General features: G+C 48.3%; 19 protein-coding genes and 1 tRNA gene. 9 read left to right on the top strand and 11 right to left on the bottom strand.

Going from position 1 to position 18,954, the window contains the following annotated elements:
• Nucleotides 1–123 precede the first annotated feature (123 nt).
• Entirely contained in the window at nt 124–1,005 is an 882-nt protein-coding gene (locus tag EKM96_RS03705) for a PPK2 family polyphosphate kinase (RefSeq protein WP_125639897.1), read from the bottom strand.
• Between the two features lie 178 nt (nt 1,006–1,183).
• Here EKM96_RS03705 and EKM96_RS03700 point away from each other — a divergent pair, with 178 nt between their 5' ends.
• From EKM96_RS03700 to EKM96_RS03675, 6 genes are all read left to right on the top strand, one after another.
• Complete coding sequence (locus EKM96_RS03700; RefSeq protein ID WP_125639894.1) at nt 1,184–1,846, top strand: histidine phosphatase family protein; 663 nt, start codon at nt 1,184–1,186, stop codon at nt 1,844–1,846.
• An 11-nt stretch (nt 1,847–1,857) separates the two neighbouring features.
• Nucleotides 1,858–2,043 (top strand): PspC domain-containing protein, encoded by a 186-nt coding sequence (locus tag EKM96_RS03695; RefSeq protein WP_125639891.1) that lies wholly within the window; start codon nt 1,858–1,860, stop codon nt 2,041–2,043.
• 151 nt (nt 2,044–2,194) lie between these two features.
• Complete coding sequence (ndk, locus tag EKM96_RS03690) at nt 2,195–2,656, top strand: nucleoside-diphosphate kinase (protein WP_125639888.1); 462 nt, start codon at nt 2,195–2,197, stop codon at nt 2,654–2,656.
• Between the two features lie 135 nt (nt 2,657–2,791).
• Nucleotides 2,792–2,879 (top strand) — tRNA-Ser (locus EKM96_RS03685).
• A 561-nt stretch (nt 2,880–3,440) separates the two neighbouring features.
• Entirely contained in the window at nt 3,441–4,331 is an 891-nt protein-coding gene (locus EKM96_RS03680; RefSeq protein WP_125639885.1) for a hypothetical protein, read from the top strand.
• A 119-nt stretch (nt 4,332–4,450) separates the two neighbouring features.
• Nucleotides 4,451–5,629, top strand: a complete 1,179-nt coding sequence (locus EKM96_RS03675) for a CynX/NimT family MFS transporter (protein ID WP_225417583.1) — start codon at nt 4,451–4,453, stop codon at nt 5,627–5,629.
• 107 nt (nt 5,630–5,736) lie between these two features.
• Here the strand turns inward: EKM96_RS03675 and EKM96_RS03670 are convergent, their stop codons facing one another.
• The 4 genes from EKM96_RS03670 to rnz all read right to left on the bottom strand — a co-directional run bounded on the left by EKM96_RS03670 (nt 5,737) and on the right by rnz (nt 10,001).
• Nucleotides 5,737–6,255, bottom strand: a complete 519-nt coding sequence (locus tag EKM96_RS03670; RefSeq protein ID WP_125639882.1) for an adenine phosphoribosyltransferase — start codon at nt 6,253–6,255, stop codon at nt 5,737–5,739.
• A 22-nt stretch (nt 6,256–6,277) separates the two neighbouring features.
• On the bottom strand, nt 6,278–8,599 hold the full coding sequence (recJ, locus tag EKM96_RS03665) for a single-stranded-DNA-specific exonuclease RecJ (protein ID WP_125639879.1): 2,322 nt from the start codon (nt 8,597–8,599) through the stop codon (nt 6,278–6,280).
• 62 nt (nt 8,600–8,661) lie between these two features.
• Nucleotides 8,662–9,051, bottom strand: coding sequence for a LapA family protein (locus EKM96_RS03660; RefSeq protein ID WP_125639876.1), 390 nt, complete (start codon nt 9,049–9,051; stop codon nt 8,662–8,664).
• The gene (rnz, locus tag EKM96_RS03655) at nt 9,048–10,001 is read right to left on the bottom strand and encodes a ribonuclease Z (RefSeq protein ID WP_125639873.1); all 954 of its coding nucleotides are present in this window, start codon (nt 9,999–10,001) and stop codon (nt 9,048–9,050) included. The genes EKM96_RS03660 and rnz overlap by 4 nt, the downstream gene beginning before the upstream one ends.
• A 171-nt stretch (nt 10,002–10,172) precedes the next feature.
• Between rnz and EKM96_RS03650 the strand changes: the two genes are divergently transcribed.
• Nucleotides 10,173–10,448 (top strand): hypothetical protein, encoded by a 276-nt coding sequence (locus tag EKM96_RS03650; RefSeq protein WP_125639871.1) that lies wholly within the window; start codon nt 10,173–10,175, stop codon nt 10,446–10,448.
• Between the two features lie 15 nt (nt 10,449–10,463).
• On the top strand, nt 10,464–11,216 hold the full coding sequence (locus EKM96_RS03645) for a hypothetical protein (protein ID WP_125639868.1): 753 nt from the start codon (nt 10,464–10,466) through the stop codon (nt 11,214–11,216).
• A 42-nt stretch (nt 11,217–11,258) separates the two neighbouring features.
• Here the strand turns inward: EKM96_RS03645 and obgE are convergent, their stop codons facing one another.
• Complete coding sequence (obgE, locus tag EKM96_RS03640) at nt 11,259–12,554, bottom strand: GTPase ObgE (protein ID WP_125639865.1); 1,296 nt, start codon at nt 12,552–12,554, stop codon at nt 11,259–11,261.
• Between the two features lie 87 nt (nt 12,555–12,641).
• Complete coding sequence (gene uvrC / locus EKM96_RS03635) at nt 12,642–14,459, bottom strand: excinuclease ABC subunit UvrC (protein ID WP_125639863.1); 1,818 nt, start codon at nt 14,457–14,459, stop codon at nt 12,642–12,644.
• Between the two features lie 161 nt (nt 14,460–14,620).
• Between uvrC and EKM96_RS03630 the strand changes: the two genes are divergently transcribed.
• Nucleotides 14,621–14,806, top strand: coding sequence for an SPJ_0845 family protein (locus EKM96_RS03630; RefSeq protein ID WP_125640340.1), 186 nt, complete (start codon nt 14,621–14,623; stop codon nt 14,804–14,806).
• 35 nt (nt 14,807–14,841) lie between these two features.
• On the opposite strand, the gene EKM96_RS03625 is transcribed toward EKM96_RS03630, so the two are convergent.
• The 4 genes from EKM96_RS03625 to tig form a co-directional block, all read right to left on the bottom strand.
• The gene (locus tag EKM96_RS03625) at nt 14,842–15,141 is read right to left on the bottom strand and encodes a nucleoside triphosphate pyrophosphohydrolase family protein (RefSeq protein WP_061775927.1); all 300 of its coding nucleotides are present in this window, start codon (nt 15,139–15,141) and stop codon (nt 14,842–14,844) included.
• Nucleotides 15,141–15,737 carry a ribosome biogenesis GTP-binding protein YihA/YsxC gene (gene yihA / locus EKM96_RS03620; protein ID WP_125639860.1) on the bottom strand — a complete coding sequence of 199 codons (597 nt, stop codon included), beginning with the start codon at nt 15,735–15,737 and terminating at the stop codon, nt 15,141–15,143. The genes EKM96_RS03625 and yihA overlap by 1 nt, the downstream gene beginning before the upstream one ends.
• 168 nt (nt 15,738–15,905) lie before the next feature.
• Nucleotides 15,906–17,162: an ATP-dependent Clp protease ATP-binding subunit ClpX gene (gene clpX, locus EKM96_RS03615; protein WP_125640337.1), complete on the bottom strand. Its 1,257-nt coding sequence runs from the start codon at nt 17,160–17,162 to the stop codon at nt 15,906–15,908.
• A gap of 223 nt (nt 17,163–17,385) precedes the next feature.
• On the bottom strand, nt 17,386–18,696 hold the full coding sequence (gene tig / locus EKM96_RS03610) for a trigger factor (RefSeq protein ID WP_125639857.1): 1,311 nt from the start codon (nt 18,694–18,696) through the stop codon (nt 17,386–17,388).
• Nucleotides 18,697–18,954 lie beyond the last annotated feature (258 nt).

Below are 18,954 nucleotides of genomic sequence, written 5' to 3'. Positions count from 1 at the left end.
GCTAACTTCATTAAGGTCAACTCTAGCATTAAAGGCCGGTTCTCGGCAACTGTTCACTAGTTGTAGCTAACAATCTTATTAATTTATCAACATTTGTATTCCTGCTGGTTGGCAAATTGTTAGTTACAATTTGCCGGATTTCAGGTCTTTTAAAATGTCATCCAGCCGCTGCCGTTCATCATCACTCACGGCGGGATATTGCGGGTTCAGGTCCTTCAATCGTTTAACCAGAATGTTAGAAACGATAAGCCGGGCAATGCCCTTGTCGTCTGCCGGAATCAGATACCACGGATTCTTCTTGGTCGCGGTATTCTCTAGCATCTGTTGATAGGCCATTTGATAATCGTCCCAAAACGCGCGTTCCTTCATGTCACTGGGCGAGAATTTCCAATTCTTGCTGGCAATCTGTATCCGGCGTTCGAAGCGCCGGGTCTGTTCTTCTTTCGACAAGTGTAAGAAAAACTTGATTGTCACGAACCCTTGGTGTCGCAAATACTTTTCGAAGTGACGGAGATCATGGTAACGCTTCTGGAAGAAGGCATCGTCCACATCCGTCAACTCATTAACGCCTGGGAGATTTTGGTGTAGCAGCATTTCCGGATGTACGCGGCTAATCAAGACATCTTCATATTGCGACCGGTTGAAGACTCGAATTTCCCCCCGCTCGGGCAGCGCCTGGTTAATTCGCCACAAGAAGTCATGGTCGAGTTGAACCTGCGTGGGTTGCTTAAAGCTGACCACGCTGGTCCCAGAGGGATTCAATCCGGTAAAGACGTGCCGAATTAAACCATCCTTACCAGCGGTATCCATCCCCTGTAAAATGATAATCACGCCAGTCTGTTTCTCCGAATACAGGCGGCCCTGCAAGTCGGCGAGTTTCACCCCATTAGCCTGGAGCGCATTTTCAATAATGGCTTGTTCAGGAACGCGCCCGACCTGGGTGGCCAACTGACTAAGGTCGATGCCTATCTCACCGGTATACCGATAACTTGCTTCCGTGCTCATACCAATCATCTCCTGTTATGCCATAACTGTAGCATGTTCCACCCGACTTGAAAAGGCTTGCATGTTTGAATGATTGACCATTGAAAATTTATGGCAAAAATTTCGCAATCCCGGCGGTGGCTTGCTATACTGAAAGTGGATTCATTGATGAAGTTCCATGAAAGGAAGTCGTTAGGCTATGAAAAAAGTCACTGCGTACTTTGTTCGTCACGGACAAACCATGCTCAATCATTACAATAAAATCCAAGGGTGGATTGACTCCCCCCTAACTGAAAAGGGTCGTGCCGATGCGAAACGGGCCGGCGAACAACTCAGCAACATCCCCTTCGCCGCTGCCTACAGTAGCGATTCCGGTCGAGCCATCGAGACGGCGCGCATCGCCCTTCGCGAAAATCCGAATAATATGAATATTGTGAGTTACCAATACCCCGAGTTCCGGGAACAATGTCACGGTTACTTTGAAGGCAACGATGCCAATCAAATGTGGCAATTCGTCGGTGAACAGGTCAAGATGACCTCCGAATCCGATGTCTTAGGCACCTACGGCCTGGAACGGGCCCGGGATCTCATCCACAAGGCCGACCTGTATGGCGACGCCGAGGATAACGCCATGTTCTGGAAGCGATTGGACCGGGGCTTCGACAAATTACGGGCCAACTCAAAGGATGGCGATGAAGTCTTGGTTGTCTCCCACGGCATGACCATCCGCTCCATCGTGGACCGCTACACACCGGAACTCGATGAAGGCATCGCCACTATCAACGGCAGTATTACCAAATTGGAAATTACTGATGACAATATTCGCGTCATCTTCTTTAACAAGACGGACTTTCAATCCTAGGAGGCGTTCTTATGAAAAATATCCATCGTTCAAAAGATAATCGGATCTTCGCCGGTGTGATTGGCGGCATCGCCGAACACTATGGCTGGAACGTTGGCGTTGCCCGGCTGTTATTTATCGTGCTCGCCATCACCCCAGTTTTCCCTGGCTTAATCGCCTACCTCATTCTGTGGATGATTATGGGTGATCCCGAATAATCCTCACTGGGCGTGCTGGTTAACACTGGCACGCTTTTCTACTGAACATAGTTGACTGTGGAAGCGTTTTCATTTACAATTTAAGATAGCAACTTGTTGAAAGCTAAACGATTGCCTTTGCATTGTTTAAAAATTCAAGGGGGTTTCTGTCATGGCAAATTCTGAAAAAACGTTACTGTTAGTCAAACCGGATGGGGTCGCTGAAGGCCACATTGGTGATATCATCAGCCGTTTGGAACATAAACATTATCAGATTACCGCGCTCAAGGTGGTTAACGCGACTTCCGACCAATTGAAGAAGCACTACGTTGACCAAGTCGACAAACCATTTTTCCACGAAATTGAAACTTACATGCAAGAAGGTCCACTGGTCGCTATTATCGCCACTGGAACCGACATCGTCAAGGCGGTTCACAATCTAGCTGGCAAGACTCGCCCAAACGATGCGCAACCAGGGACGATTCGGGGCGACTACGCCCACTCCTACCCTGACGGTGTTCTCCGTAACGTGGTCCACACGTCAGATAGCCGTGAAAACGCCCACCATGAAATTGCCATCTGGTTCCCTGAATTAGCGGTAGCCGCTCATGAAAAGAGTGCTGGGAAGAAATAAAATAGTGTTGAATGACTAAGGGCGGCCCTGTTGAGGCCACCTTTTTTGTAAGTAGGTTCAAATGATTATAAGTAATTTCATCAAACTCTCCTTGCATTTAGTGTCATTATTGGTAAAATATATTAGTAGTCACTTGGAGAGTTGGCAGAGTGGTAATGCAACGGACTCGAAATCCGTCGAACCGGCTAATACCGGCGCGCAGGTTCAAATCCTGTACTCTCCTTAATTTCTAAAAATAATGATAGATTAGCTTCAGATTTATCCTGATAGAACAACATCTATCAGGATTTTTTATTGATTTTTAGTATGCATCCTAATGCCTAAATATATATTCATTCAAGTCCTCACACTTGAAATGTTTTTCTTACTTACACGCACTAAACCATCTCAAGAAAGATCCTTCTGAAGAAGACTATAACCAGTAATCAAGTTCAACTCTCCTCAATGATAATTTACGAAAATTTCTTAAATAACATTGATTACATAAACTATGGGCCTCGCAAACATACTAGCTAATCCTCTAATCCTGAAGAAACTTGTCCTTATCCTGCGTTAATTACGCAATATTAAAGCCATATCACTTAGACTTAAAAAACTATCTTTGGTTCAATTCGTGGAAAATCTTGAAATAATCGTGTACATTCTGAACAATTATCCTCATGATGATTTTGTTGCACGTTCCTTATTCCTTTACACTCTTCCTTGGATAATCCTGCAAAACTAGTTTTACCGTCCAAAACTGATGACGTAAAAAGCCGTACATAATAAGCGGGGAGAATTTATCATGCACAAAAAAGCAATGAGTTCCATACTCAGTATCCTATTGTTACTAAGTATATTAACTGGCTGTGGTTCAAACAAACCTAAAGCAACCACCAAACTTTCCATTGACGGGACACATCTTGCTGAAATTGCTACAGATGATTCAGGATTTTATACTGTCACGGGTGAAACCAATCCAAACGCTCATGTTAATTATAAATTCGATAAATCAAAACAAATACGTTCTGGGAAAACCAAGGCTAGTTCCAAAGGCCACTTCTCTTTCCTAATCAAACTAGGAGATAAACAAAAGAGTAGCGTAGTCACTATTAAAGTTCAGGCCGATTCAAAGAAAGCTTACGATGACAGTATTCTTGTTACTAACTATTCCACCACATATTTAAAGTATGCTTCTTCGATAAGTAGCAAAGACAGAAAAGCATCTAATAAAAGCACCTCAATTTCCGAATCAAAGAAAAGTTCTGTAAGTAAAAGACACTCCATTGAAGAGTCTAAAACATCCAGTTACCTTTCTAAACAAAGCTCAAGGGATAAGGCCGCAAATGCCGTCTACTCTTCTACCAAGCCAAGCTATCGTTCTCGTTATAAACGTGTCTCCTTAGATTCTTTCATTAATGATCCTGAACATTATAATGGCAAAGATATCAAAACCACAGGAAATGTTTCTTATATCCAACACAAACCCAATGACCGTACCATAGATTATGTTATTCTCAATAATGGGGATTATACCCTTGGCACCGTAACTGAAGTTGAAACGGAAAAGCTGCACACACATCATATTTCAGTTGGTGACAAAGTCACTATCAAAGGTAGTGGTCTGACGAAAACTGTGAAACTTAATGGAAAAACACTTAGGTCGGATATCATTGTCGACAGTATCAGCCAATAGCTTCAGTCTGGTGACTCGCCTAGGTTCGATTCCGAGGTGAAGCATTTAATCTCTAATTTTGAAACTATAAATACTAGAATTTCACAGAAACAAATCATAATAAGTAGGAGGAAACAATTTTGTCAGATTCAAAGCGACGGTGGTTCCTGATCGGCATGATGCTCATTGCTGCCAATCTCCGACTACCCATCACCATTATTCCACCCCTGTTGCCCGCCATCGAGCGCGACCTCGGGTTACCCAGCAGCATGGCCGGTCTAATCACGTCCATCCCGCTGGTGACCTTTGCCATCTGCTCACCCATCATCGTGAAGATTGCCCAACGATGGGGCAACGAGCTCACGGTATTTGGGCTCTTTACGCTCCTGGTCATCGGTTCCTACGTGCGGATTATTCCCACGACACTGGCCCTATTTCTGGGAACCTTCCTCGTCGGTATTGGGATCGACAGCGGGAATGTCCTGGTCCCCGCCCTCATCAAGGACCACATGCCCACGCAATTGCGGTTGGGCATGAGCCTGTACACCTTATCCATGTTACTGGTCGGCGCCATCGGGACCGCCGTGGCCGGCCTGCTTATCTCACACACGTCATTTGGCGTGACCCAAGGTCTACTGGCCACCATCAGCATCGTGGCGTTAGTGGCCTGGGTCCCAAACTTGCGGGCCAACCAACGCGACACCGACCCTGATCATCCGATTGAGCGCCCCCACTATCACAGTGTGTGGACGCAGCGTCAAGGCTGGTTAATCACCCTGTTCTTCGGGTTACAGTCGTTGGTCTACTACGCCATCATCACCTGGTTGCCGGCGATTCTCACCACCCATGGTGTTTCAACCATCGCCGCCAGTAATCTACTCACGTTACTACAGCTCAGCGGCCTGCCATTATCCTTCATGGTGCCACTGCTTTATGGCCAGCGCCACGGCGTCACCATCCTCCTGGGCATCATGAGCCTGGGCTACGTGATTGCGCCATTATCACTCATCATCCACACGCAATCACTGGTCATCCTGACCATCACTGCGTTAGTCATCGGCTTTGGTTCCGGTGCTGCCTTTAATCTGGCCATTCTCTTCTTCACAGAGAAGACCACCAATCCCTATCAAACAGCCGCGGTATCCGGAATGGCCCAATCGGCCGGCTACCTCTTGGCCGCATTTGGCCCACTGGTCTTTGGGTTCATTCACGGCTTCACTCAGTCATGGGTCCTGGTCCTCGCGATCATGGCGGCCTGTGCCGTTGCCCTAACCGCGACCGGCGTGCTGATTCAACGGCATGGTTCAATTACCGAATAAATTTTAAAATAACGCAAGATCGCCAGTGGCTGCCACGCAGCTCTGGCGATTTTTTTGTCAAAAAAAAGACGACCTCCCATCTCTGGGAAATCGCCGTCAACTCATTTTTAGTAATCCATTAAAGTAAAGATATCGTAACCCTTAAGCTTGTCGCGGCCGTGCAGGTCAGCCAATTCGATTAGGAAGGCCGTCCCAACAACGATACCACCAAGATCCTCGACCAATTGAATCGTTGCTTGAATGGTCCCACCGGTAGCCAGAAGGTCGTCGGTCACCAGAACCCGTTGGCCTGGCTTGATAGCGTCCTTATGCATGTACAAGGCGGATTGACCGTATTCCAAGTCATAGGTTGCCTTGACCGTTTCGCGAGGCAACTTCCCTTGCTTACGGGCAGGAGCAAACCCGATGCCCATTTCGTAGGCAACCGGGCAACCAACGATGAAGCCCCGGGCTTCTGGTCCAACGACCATTTCAACGCCCTTATCCTTCGCATAGGCCACAATTTCATCGGTAGCGGCATGAAAGGCCTTACCGTCTGCCATCAATGGGGAAATATCCCGGAACATGATGCCCTTTTCAGGATAGTCCGGAACGCTTGCAATAAACTTCGTAAAATCAGTTGCCATAAGAATGTGTAGCTCCTTTATTTTAGTTCAATGGGGCATGGAGACGCTGCAATAAGTCAGCGCTTGAACAGAGTAATAGATCTTTTTCAGTTTGCATCTGTTGTTGCCGAAGTTGGTAACTCGGTGCCGTGGCCAAATCTCGATGTTCAGGATGGGCCACGCCATTCATCATACCATGATCGATTGTCACAAAACCACATTCAAAGAAGACTTGAATCATGAATACCAACTGGGTTCGCGGAATCTGCAAAAATTTGACCAATTCCGCCAATTGATGCCCCACATCAACCTGTTGATGGGATTCAACGAACTTAAATAGTTTAGCATATTGTTCGCGGGTTGGCATCCCTAATTGCTCAAGACTTTCCTTTTTATAAAGGTAAGCCGTCACCTGTTGCGGTTGTAATTGATTAAGAACCTGTTCCAAATCAGTTGTCGCATCTGGACAATCGACCAAGAACAGCGTCCCACCAGTTTGTTCGGTCAATTGACGACCATCGTATAGAACCGCCTGAGCGCTCGCTGGTAGCTGTTTAACTAATTGCTGATAGATATTGCGATGGAAGAATAAATAGGTCCCTGGTGCTTGAAATAACCCCGCTGAGAGCTGTTTTGTTCTAGCATCCACCACCGGTGGCAAACTTACCTTCAGGTCTTTCACCATCAATTGTAAGGTGTGACGACCTTGCCACACGTTGTCCTCAATCGCACCGACCACGGCCGTCTGACTATTGGCGTCATTGAGTGCCACCACCGCAGCCGCAGCCCCAGCCCCAAATTGAATGGCATTAAGCTGGTGAGTTCCCTCCTGCAATTGAAACTTCAGGTGGGTGTGATCCTTGCCGATGGCCTTTACCTGGGTCACATTAGCCGTTTCAAAGGCAAACAGTGGCTGGTCATTGTCCGTCCCAAAGGGCGCCAATTTGGCCAGCTCCTGATACAGGCTCGTCGTGACCTGGTCAACCTTCAAGGTTGCGGCCACCGTCAATTCGCTGGGACCACTCTCGGTCAGCTTCTGCGTCGCCGCCTCTTGATCTAAGGCGTCCGCTAAGGGACCTAGCTGGTCGCTTGGGACCGTTAGTCCGACAGCCATGTGATGTCCCCCAAACGCCGTCATCAGGTCACGATGGCCGTCTAAGGCCGTAAATAGGTTAAAGGCCGGCACACTGCGGCCAGACCCTTTGGCCCGACCGTCATCGTTCACATTTAAGACCAACGTTGGCTTCCCAGTTGCTTCGACCACCTTGCTGGCGACAATGCCTAAGACCCCTTCGTGCCAGTCATGACCACTAATGACCAAGGCCGGCCGATCCAGGTGATCGGCATCCTGGGCCTGCTCAAGGGCACTCGTACTAATCGACTTGACCAGATCCTGGCGTTGCCGGTTCTTCTGTTCCGTCGTTGACGCCAGTGCTTCGGCCTGGGTATCGTCCAGGGTCGTCAATAGCTCAACTGCAGGACTGGCATCGTCCAAGCGGCCAAGGGCATTCAACCGTGGGGCGATGCCGAAGCCAATCGATTGTTCGGTCAACTCTGCCGGATTCAGTCCGGCCCCCTTCATCAGCGCCTGTAAGCCTGGCCGTTCGTCCTGTTGTAAGAGTTGGAGGCCAAAATGAACCAGCACGCGATTCTCATCGACGAGTGGTACCAAATCGGCCACGGTACCAATGGCGGCCAAATCAAGGACATCCTGGGGAATCTCTTCTCGAATCGCCTGAGCCACCTTGAAGGCCACCCCAGCCCCGGAAAGCCCACCGAATGGATATTCGGCACCCGGATATCGGGGGTGGATAATCGCATATGCCGCCGGTAATTCTGCCGGTAACTCATGGTGATCGGTCACGACGACATCCACGCCGGCCTCATTAGCCGCCGCAATGGCCTCGTTGCCGGCCACCCCATTGTCAACGGTGACAAACAATTGCGTCCCCGCTTCGATGAGTCGCTTAAAGGCCGCCGTATTCGGACCATAACCGTCGGTGAATCGATTAGGAATATAGTAGTTCACCTTGGCACCCATCTCATTCAATGTCTCGTAGAGAATGGCCGTACTGGTGACCCCATCCGCATCATAATCACCATAGATCGTGATCTGTTGGTCATCCCCAATCGCCTGTTCAATTCGTTCAATCCCCTTCTGCATGTCATGCAGTAAGTTTGGGTCATGAAGCTGCTCTGGCCCTGGGTTTAAGAACTCATGTGCGGCGGATTGGGACTGATAACCGCGATTCCACAGGATCTGAGCCACCAACGGCGAAATACTTTCCGCCGTTGCCAATTCTTGAGCCGCGGAACTCGGCTGATCGACATTCTTAATCTGCCAACGGTACTGTGGCGTAATCACCAGCAAAACATCCTTTCTAACTTGAAAGAGTGGTGCTCACCACACCACTCCACGCTTGTTGCCTATTTAGCGGCCAATTGCTCTTTCAAACTGGCAACTTCACTTTGTAATGACTCAATTTGCTTCGTTTGCTGACCGTTAGCCTGCTTGCTCGAAGAATTTTGCAACCGCATCTTTAACCGGTCATTCTCATCCGTCAGGTTGGCAATCTTGGTGTCGGTCGTTTGTTCTAATTCTTTATAGGCCCGATTCCGTTGGACGCTGGTAATGGCCGAGAACAACAGGACCAAGACGGCACCAATCAAAATGGAGACCAGTAGCAATAGAATTAGCGGCCAGCGGACGGTCGTAAAGCCAAAGGAAACCGGCACGCTTTCCACATTAAGAATAGCAAAGATAGCCACAACAATAATTAACAGAATGGTGACGACGATCCGCCATTGATTTTTCATGATTTAGCCTCCTGGGCTGGTGACTTCTGAAATGGCACGGTAACCTCATCAAAGTCCTTCACAACCCGCGTATTCTTAAAGACATCACGGGCTTGCTGCTGGAGCTCAACCGCCATCTTCCCGGTATAACGGGCCGAGATGTGGTTCAGCAACAACATCTTCACGTGCATCCGCTTGGCCAATTCCGCCGCCTGAATGTTGGTAGAATGGTAGTAGGAATGCGCCAGCTTACTTTCACCCTTGGCAAAGGTACTCTCGTGAACCAAGACATCGGCATCCTTCACCAGTCGTTCGGCATTCGGTGTCTGTCGGGTATCACCAAGAATGGCGACAATCCGCCCTGGTTGAGCAGGCCCTAAGTAATCCTGGCCATTGATTTGCCGGCCATCCGGTAACGTTACCGTCTTCCCAGCCTTCAAATCGCCATAGATGGGGCCAGAGGGAACTTGGTCGGCCCGTAACTGGTCAACCTGCAACTCACCCGGATGGTCCTTCTCAACAATGCGGTATCCAAAACATTCAATCCGATGATCTAAGTGTTGCGCGTAGACCCGGAATTTTTGGTCTTCGAAAATCATGCCGTCAGTACTCAACTCTTGATAATGAATCTTATAGGAAAGCTTTGTCTCGGACACCCGTAGGCTGACCTCCACAAAGTTGCGGATTCCCTTTGGTCCGTATATCGTCAGTGGTTCATTGCCGCCCTGAAACGAACGACTACTTAACAAACCGGGCAACCCAAAAATATGGTCACCATGTAAGTGGGTAATAAAAATTTTATCAATCTTTCGTGGTTTTAATGTGGTTCGTAAGATTTGATGCTGCGTTGCTTCACCAACGTCGAACAACCAAACCGAGTTACGTTCGTCAAGCAAACGCAACGCCGTACTGGTCACATTGCGAAACTTTCCGGGAGAGCCAGCGCCCGTCCCTAAAAATTCAATTTCCATATTTTTTCGATCCTATTCTATAATTAAAGTCCGTTCACTATTTTAGGGGATTTCTGCGTAAAGCGCAACTTTTCCCCCGTTTGATCGTTTTGGTCAAAATATCATTAGGGTTCCACGAAAAAATTAGGTATACTTGACCTAGAAACAAGTTCAATTCGGGGGAGTCCCACTATGCAACTAACCGACTTCAATCTCTCAACCATTGACCTGCATCCCAGTCTAAAACTATTCTGGGAGCATGCCGGTCAGCAATTGCCGATTACGGATCTTCAGGTACAACCCGGTCAGCTCCAGCTCTCGACTGACGGTCAGACACCGTTAACGCTCGACCAGTTTCGGGCCCGCGTGCAACAAGTAAGCGGTCACGCTAACCTCTTCATCGCTGGAAGCCCACCGCAACGCCTCTATGGCTATCGTTTGGTCCCCCATCAAATTTTGTTTGGCTGAAAGGAGTTTATTTTCATGCGTTTTTCAAAAGTAATGGTTCTCGCGGGAATTAGTCTCTTGACTCTGGGTTTAACGGCCTGCGGAGACAATGCCGCTAAGAGCACCGCCAGCTTCAAGAATAGTTCCAGCAAAACCAGTAGTAGCTATAAGGCACCGGAACCGGACGCAGCCGTCACCGGGTCATCTTCCAAGAAGGAAGCCCAGACCTATAAGCCAAAAACTTCGGCCACCAAGAGTGCCGAGTACGTTAAGTCCGGTAACCTCAAGAAGACGGGCCAGTATACCTTTGACAAGGTCGGCACCCGGCTACAATTAGCCAGCGTCAGTCACCCTAAGACCACCATCAAGAGTGGCAAACTCACCTACAAGGTAACAACCGTTCGGTTAATCAAGAACACCGCCGAAACGGCCGCTGCCAAGCGAATGGCCGCTTCGGCCCTCAATTTATCCTCGATCAAGAGCCCCTATTACACGATTCAGGTTAAGTTTACCATTTCTAATAGCGGAAATCAGGCGTTGACCACCGATGGTATCAAGACCATCCGGTTAAGCGCCGACCATGACTTGAACGCCGCCGGCCAACTTAGTGATGCCAGCGCCGGCAAGACCATCCCAGCTAATGGCAAGCTAAACACCTTCGCCACCGGGTTGGCCAATGAGAAGACGAAGCCCAACTTTAAGACGATCAAGATTGCCTTTGCTGCGGCCTTCGACAGCAAGCATCAACAAGTGGTTAATCCCACTGGCTGGTTAAAATTAACGCTTTAAACACAAAACGACGATGACCGCGGTCATCGTCGTTTTTTTTAGTTAGGCTAAATATTCAAAGACAAAGTCATCAATTTGAACGGAATCCCCGTTCTTGGCGCCCTGCTTACGCAAGCCGTCATCGACGCCGAGTCCCCGCATTTGCCGAGCAAACCGTAAGAGACTTTCATCATGATTGATGTCCGTCATCTTAAACAACTTCTCGAGCTTTTCGCCACCAAGAACCCAGGTCCCATCCTGATCACGATCAATCGTGAAGGCTGGGGCTTCCTTAAATTCATAGGAGGCCTCCGTGGAAACTTCTTCTTGCTTGACTGGGAACTTAGGTGTTGCAGACAACACTTCAGCAGTCCGTTGCATTAATGGCGTTAGGCCATCGTGCGTCAAAGCCGAAATCGCAAAGATTTCTGGTTCTTCTGCTAGCAATTGGTCTTGCTTCAGATCTTCCTTAAACTTCGCCAGGTTGTCTGCCGAATCCGGCATGTCCATCTTGTTGGCAACCACAATCTGGGGCCGCTTCAAGATATCTGGATCATAGGTTGCCAACTCATGGTTGATCTTTTCAAAGTCATCATAAGGATCGCGGCCCTCAACACCACTCATGTCGATCAGATGCAGGATAACCCGCGTCCGTTCAACGTGCCGTAAGAACTGGAAGCCCAGTCCAACACCGGTGGCGGCCCCTTCGATCAGCCCAGGTAAATCGGCCATCACAAAGTCTTGACCATCGGGTAACCGCACCATCCCCAGGTTGGGAACCAACGTGGTAAAGTGATATTCGGCAATCTTAGGCTTAGCACTCGTCACCGTGGACAACAGCGTCGACTTCCCAACTGAAGGGAAGCCTACCAGCCCAACGTCGGCCAAGACCTTTAGCTCTAGCCGAATCTCTTTTTCCTCACCGGGTTCACCGTTTTCAGCGATTTCGGGAGCGGGATTCTTTGGGGAAGCAAAATGAATATTCCCCCGGCCACCACGACCACCATGGGCTACAATGACAGAATCACCATTGTCCACCAGATCACCAATGACCTGGCCACTCTCATCATCCATCACCGTGGTCCCTTGAGGAACCTTGATAATCGTGTCATCGGCACCACGACCGGTCATGGACTTAATTGCCCCGTTGCCACCGCTCTTGGCCTTGAACTTCCGTTGGTACCGGAAGTCCATCAGGGTCCGTAGGCCTTCGTCGACGACAAAGACAATGTCACCACCACGGCCACCGTCACCGCCGGCTGGGCCACCGTTGGGCACGAATTTTTCACGCCGGAAGGCAACCATCCCGTTACCACCATTCCCGGCCTTTACATTAATTTTCACTTGGTCTACAAACATATTAATTTTCCTCGATTTCTAAGACGGTCATCCCCGTCTTCGCGCTGAGACTCCTGTTTGACAGTATACCGGCAAAGACCCGGCACGTCAAAGGTTCGTTGGCGTCCGAGGACTCTTAACCTCGGCCGGATCGGCCTGAAGGCTCAGGCGAATGGTCTGCGCCACCGTCTTACTGATTCCTAAAGCCTGAAGATCCTCCAGATTCGCATCGCCGATCTTCTTCATCGACCCAAACTTCTTCAATAACTTGTTGCGTGTCTTGGGTCCAACCCCAGAAATCCGGTCGAGCCGGGAACCTAGGGAATGCTTTGAATGGACCTGTCGGTGGAACGTGATGGCAAAGCGGTGGACCTCATCTTGAACCCGTTGAACCAGGTAGAACCCCTGGCTCTTAGGATCGAGATGAATATGGTGATCGTCCTCACCAAATAGGAGATCCGCCGTCTTATGGTGGTCATTCTTGACCATCCCGGCAACCGGAATATGGAGGTCCAATTCGTTCTCTAAGACGTCCTTGACGGCATTCATTTGAATGTCGCCCCCATCCATTAGAATGAGGTCCGGCATGGCCGCATGTTCCTTTAAAAGCCGCGTATAGCGCCGCCGTATGACCTCGATGGTACTGGCTGTTTCGTCGGCATGATCCACCGTCCGTAATTTATATTTACGATATAACTTCTTATTGGGTTGTCCATCAACGAACACCACCATTGCCGAAACCAGGTCAGCCCCTTGAATATGGGAGTGGTCAAAGGCTTCGATCTTATGCCCCGGCTGAATTCCCAGGGCGTCGGTGATTTCCTTCATGGCTCCCGTTGTCTTGCTTTCATCAAGCTCCAGCAGACGGAACTTCTCCTCGAGGACTAGTCGGGCATTCTTCCCGGCCATCTCCAACAGGTCCCGTTTGGTCCCCCGTTGTGGTGTCCGCACCGGGACATGCAACAACTCTTCGATGACATCCCCATCCACACTGGCCGGTACCAGAATTTCTCGTGGTAACACCGTATTCTTCCGCTGGTAGAACTGCACAATAAAGCTGGCAATTTCTTCTTCCGCCGTGTTAACAATCGGGAAGAGTCGCTTCTCGCGCTTCATTAGCCGCGCCTGGCGAATAAAGAAGACCTGAATCGACAGCCAACCCTTATCCAGATAAAAGTTGAAGATGTCTCTTGGTGTGCTGTCGTTGGAAATAATCTTTTGCTTTTCAACGGTGGCCTCGATGTAACGAATCTGATCGCGCAAATCGGCGGCCCGTTCGAATTCCATCGTTGCCGCGGCCTTTTCCATCCGGGTCGTCAGTTCCTTCTCGGCACGACCCACGTTTCCATTTAGAAACGACTTAATCTTCGTAATCTGCCGCTCGTAATCTTCCTCGGGAACCTCTTTAAAACAGGCCCCCAGGCATTGGCCCATATGATAATACAAGCACGGCCGGCCTTGAAAGCCGGTACACCGGCGCAAAGGATAAACCTTCTGGATAAAGTGAATCGTCTCCTCGGCGGCGTAGACATTCGGGTAAGGGCCAAAATAATAGGCCCCGTCCTTACGAATATCACTGACTAAAAGGATTTGGGGGTCGCGCTCCTTGGTTATCTTGATGTAGGGATAACCGGTCCCCCGCTTAAGCTTAATATTGAAATACGGTTGATGCTTCTGAATTAGCGTGATTTCTAGCAAGAAGGCTTCCTTGTCCGTCGTGGTAATAATCGTCTCAAAGTCGACGATTTCACTCACCAGTTGAGCGGTCTTACCGGTATGGCTACTCTTGAAGTAGGAACGCACCCGGTTCTTTAAATTCTTGGCCTTACCCACATAAATAATCTGACTGTTAATGTTTTTCATCAGGTAACAACCGGGCAGTCCCGGTAACAACGCCAATTTATGTTCTAAATATTCTGATGCCACGGACAATCCCTCCTGTTCAAATCGTTAATTAGCCTATAAAGTATAGGCCGAATGCGTGTTTGGTGCAAGCAATTCACTCCCACCCCTCGAGACTTGACCAATCCATGACAAATGCCAAAAATTCTGCTATGATTACTGGAAATGGCAAGGAGGTGGCTGAATTGGCTTTAAAGGTTAAACGGCAAGACGACCTGGATTCCATGTTTGGTAAATTTGCCGAAATGGACCCCACCGATGTTAAGCGTGACAAGTTTCTCAAGCGCGATGACGCTCACAAGGATAACAAACGTTCCAAGGGCCTCATCGATGATGACAAATCAAAACACGCATCCAAAAAGAATGACTAAAAAAACTTGGCGCAATTGCGCCAAGCTTTTTTTTATTAATGATTAGGTTGATAGCCATCTGGGTAACGGGCATTCAAACGTTTGATGTTGTCTTGAGCAATTTCATCAAAGTCAATGTCGGCCCATTGGGCAATTTGGCTCAGGTACCAGAGCACGTCGCCCATTTCCTTAACAATCGCTTCATGGTCCAAGTCTTGGCCGTGGAACGTGTAGCGCTTAACGAGGTCAACGACCTGACCCGTTTCACCGGCCAGCCCCAAAGCACAATTGGTTAAGACTTGTTCATTGCCGTATAAGGTCCGGTTTGCCGCCTTTTGATAATCATTAAATTCCACTATTCTTGCCCCCCGAAAGCCTGTTGTTCAATCCAATCCCAAACCTGGTCATTCCCAATCTTCTTGGGTGCTGAGAAGACCACGATGTTGTCCGTATTAGGCAAATCCATGGTCTTCTTGATCTGACTCATGGTTTGGTTCCACTTACCTCGGGCGACCTTATCACCCTTGGTGGCAACGATCAACGTTGGCAAATCATAGTAAGCCAGCCATTGATACATTTGAACATCTGCTTCGGTTGGCGCGTGACGAGCATCGACCAACGAAACGACCCCACGCAGCTGCTCACGTTGCGTTAAATAGGTTTCGATCATCTGGCCCCACTTTTCACGTTCCGCCTTAGACACCTTCGCATAGCCGTATCCGGGCACGTCCACAAAATACAGCTGATCCTCGACGTTATAAAAGTTCAACGTCTGGGTCTTCCCGGGCTGACTAGATGTCCGCGCATAGGAATGCCGATTGATTAAAACGTTGGTCAAGGACGACTTCCCAACGTTTGACCGCCCAACAAAGGCAATCTCTGGGTACCCCGTCGTTGGGTACTGGGCGGGATCAACCGCACTCATCACTAATTCAACATGATTGACTTCCATTCGTTCGTGTCATCCTCTCCAAAATATCTTTCATCATTCTAACACAGAAAAGCCAAAAATCCGGGGATCATTTTTCACCCGAGATGCTAAAGCCACTCGCGACACGCCTTCACCCCATAAAAAAAGATCGGCTCACGCCGATCTTTTTTGTTGATTATAGGAAACTTTTTATGAAGCCTTCTGGTCCTTTAGAACCAATTCTGGTTCCGCATGATCCGTCACAGTCTTAGCGGTCACAATGACCTTGTCCACGTCGTCACGACTTGGCAGGTCAAACATAATGTCCCGCATAACGTCTTCGATGATCGAGCGCAACCCACGAGCCCCGGTGTTGCGTGAAATCGCCAGCTTAGCCATTTCGCGTAATGCATCAGGCTGGAACTGTAGGTCGACCCCATCCAACGACAGCAACTTCACGTACTGCTTAACCAGCGCGTTCTTAGGTTCAGTTAAGATCCGAACCAGGTCGTTTTCATCGAGCTTTTCAAGGGCAGTTAAGATAGGTAACCGACCAATGAATTCTGGAATCAAACCAAATTGTAAGAGGTCTTCGGGAATGATGTGTTGCATCAGGCTATCGCCAGATGCCAAGACATCTTGTTCCTTGGAGTCGGCACCGAAACCAATCGTTTGGTCACCCAAACGCCGTTTAACGATACCATCAATCCCATCAAAGGCCCCACCAACGATGAACAGGATGTTCGTCGTATCAATTTGAATAAATTCCTGTTGGGGATGCTTCCGTCCACCCTGAGGTGGAACGTTGGCAATTGTCCCTTCCAAGATCTTCAAAAGAGCTTGTTGTACCCCTTCGCCGGAAACGTCCCGCGTAATCGAAACGTTTTCTGCCTTCTTGGCAATCTTATCGATTTCATCAATATAGATAATCCCCTTCTCAGCCCGGTCAACGTCGTAATCGGCGTTTTGCAGCAACTTCAAAAGGATATTTTCAACGTCTTCACCCACATAGCCGGCTTCGGTTAAGGTCGTGGCATCCGCAATCGCAAATGGCACATTCAAGATTTTAGCAAGGCTTTGAGCCAAGTAAGTCTTCCCAGAACCGGTAGGCCCAATGACAGCGATGTTACTCTTCTGTAATTCGGGACCGTCTTCGGCGTCGGCCTTGGCCATTTCGTTAACTCGTTTGTAGTGGTTATAAACCGCCACAGAAAGCGTTCGCTTGGCTTCAGTCTGACCGATGACATAGTCGTCTAACGTGTTAACGATGTCGGCAGGCTTAGGCACTTCCAAAGTCTCCTGGGCATTGTCTTGGTTAAACTCTTCATCAACGATTTCTTTACATAGGTCAATACATTCATTACAGATGTAAACACCTGGGCCAGCAACGATCTTCTGAACTTGATCTTGTGTTTTACCACAGAACGAGCAGGTTACTGTGCCATCAGTTTCGGTGTTTTCGAACAATAAACTCACCCTTTCTCATTCGGCTTAAAAAATCGGATTAGTTTGCCTATAATCTAGTCAGTAAGCGCGGCAAACTAACCGATTTCCCTGTCAATCGTGTACTATACCACAACTGACGCTTTTAGAAAATCAATTGGCCTCGTTGACTATTTCTCTAGACTAGCCAAAAAGAAAACCGGGACAACTGACTGTCATCCCGGTTTCAGATTCATTCAACTTGGAATTAGTCCTTGTCGTCAGCATCTTTCTTCTTGTCTTGCTTAGCAGAATCGGCAATCAAGTCAACGGCGTGCTTAACTGTGATGTCATGCTTCAACATGTCGTCTGAAAGGGCACTGCGAACAGCACTTTCTTCCATACCGTATTGGCTAGCTAAGTCCTTGATTTCTGCGTTGATTTCGTCTTCCGTTGGTTCAATCTTTTCAGCTTCAACAACGGCTTCCAGAACCATGTTCGTCTTAACGCGCTTTTCAGCACCGTCAGCGAATTGCTTCCGCAAATCATCTTGGGTAGTCCCAGTCAATTGGTAGTACATCTTTGGTTCAATCCCTTGTTGTTGCATGTTAGCAAGGTATTGTTCGACTTGACGGTTGATGTCGGCTTCGATCATGGTTGCAGGAATTTCGCCGATTTCAGCGTTGTCAGTGGCTTCACTAACTGCTTCGTCTTCGATGGCTTCACGGGAACCGGAAACCTTTTCTTCCTTCAAACGGTCTTTAGTCTTGGCCTTTAATTCGTCTAAGCTGTCAACTTCTTCGTCAACGTCCTTGGCAAATTCATCGTCCAATTCTGGTAATTGCTTTTCCTTAACTTCGTGCAGGGTAACCTTGAAGGTTGCTTCCTTGTCACGTAAGTCTTCGGCTTGGTAATCCTTAGGGAAGGTTACCTTAACTTCAACGTCTTCGCCAGCCTTGTGACCAACTAATTGGTCTTCAAAGCCAGGAATGAAGGAGTTAGACCCTAATTCAAGGGAGTAGTTGTCAGCTTGGCCGCCTTCAAATGGCTTGCCATCAACGTAACCTTCAAAGTCGATAACAACCGTATCGCCCTTAGCTGCTGGTTCGTCTTCCTTAAGAACCAATTCAGCTTGTTGTTGACGTTGCTTTTCTAATTCAGCGTCAATGTCCTTTTGGTAAACGCGGGTGTTTTGCTTAGTAACGCTCAAGCCCTTGTATTCACCAAGCTTAACTTCTGGTTCAACCGTAACAACGGCCTTCAATACCCAAGGCTTGCCCTTGTCCATAGAAGAAACGTCGACTTGTGGTTGGTCAACTGGCTTGATGTTCGTTTCCTTGATAGCTGCATCATAAGCATCTGGTAAAACAATGTTTAAAGCATCTTCGTACAATGCTTCTTCGCCGTACATCCGGTTAAAGATTTGGCGAGGTACCCGGCCCTTACGGAAACCTGGTACAGATAAGTTCTTTTTAGTCCGTTGGAAGGCTTTGTCTAAACCTTCACTGATTTGTTCAGGGGCAATTTCAAAGGTTAATTCGCCTTTGTTGCCTTCCTGTTTTTCCCACTTTGCAGTCATTGTTTTCCCTCCGAAATGAAAGATATTACTATTTACAATTCTAGCAATTGCATACTGTATTAGTGTACCTTATACGGCCAAAATTGTAAAATGATTTTTGCTGAAATGCCGTGAATGGCGCGGTTTCCCGTAATTCCGTCCCATAAATTCACGTTCAATCTGACCGCAACGTTCTCGTCAGATTACGGTTGACCCAACCATCTTCTTTTACTGACAATGTCAGGCCAACAAAAAAGGACCAAGAAGCATAGCTTCTCG

This window comes from Levilactobacillus tangyuanensis (assembly GCF_003946545.1).
In the GTDB taxonomy this organism is placed as follows: domain Bacteria; phylum Bacillota; class Bacilli; order Lactobacillales; family Lactobacillaceae; genus Levilactobacillus; species Levilactobacillus tangyuanensis.
This window is presented reverse-complemented; position numbering and strand designations above follow the sequence as displayed.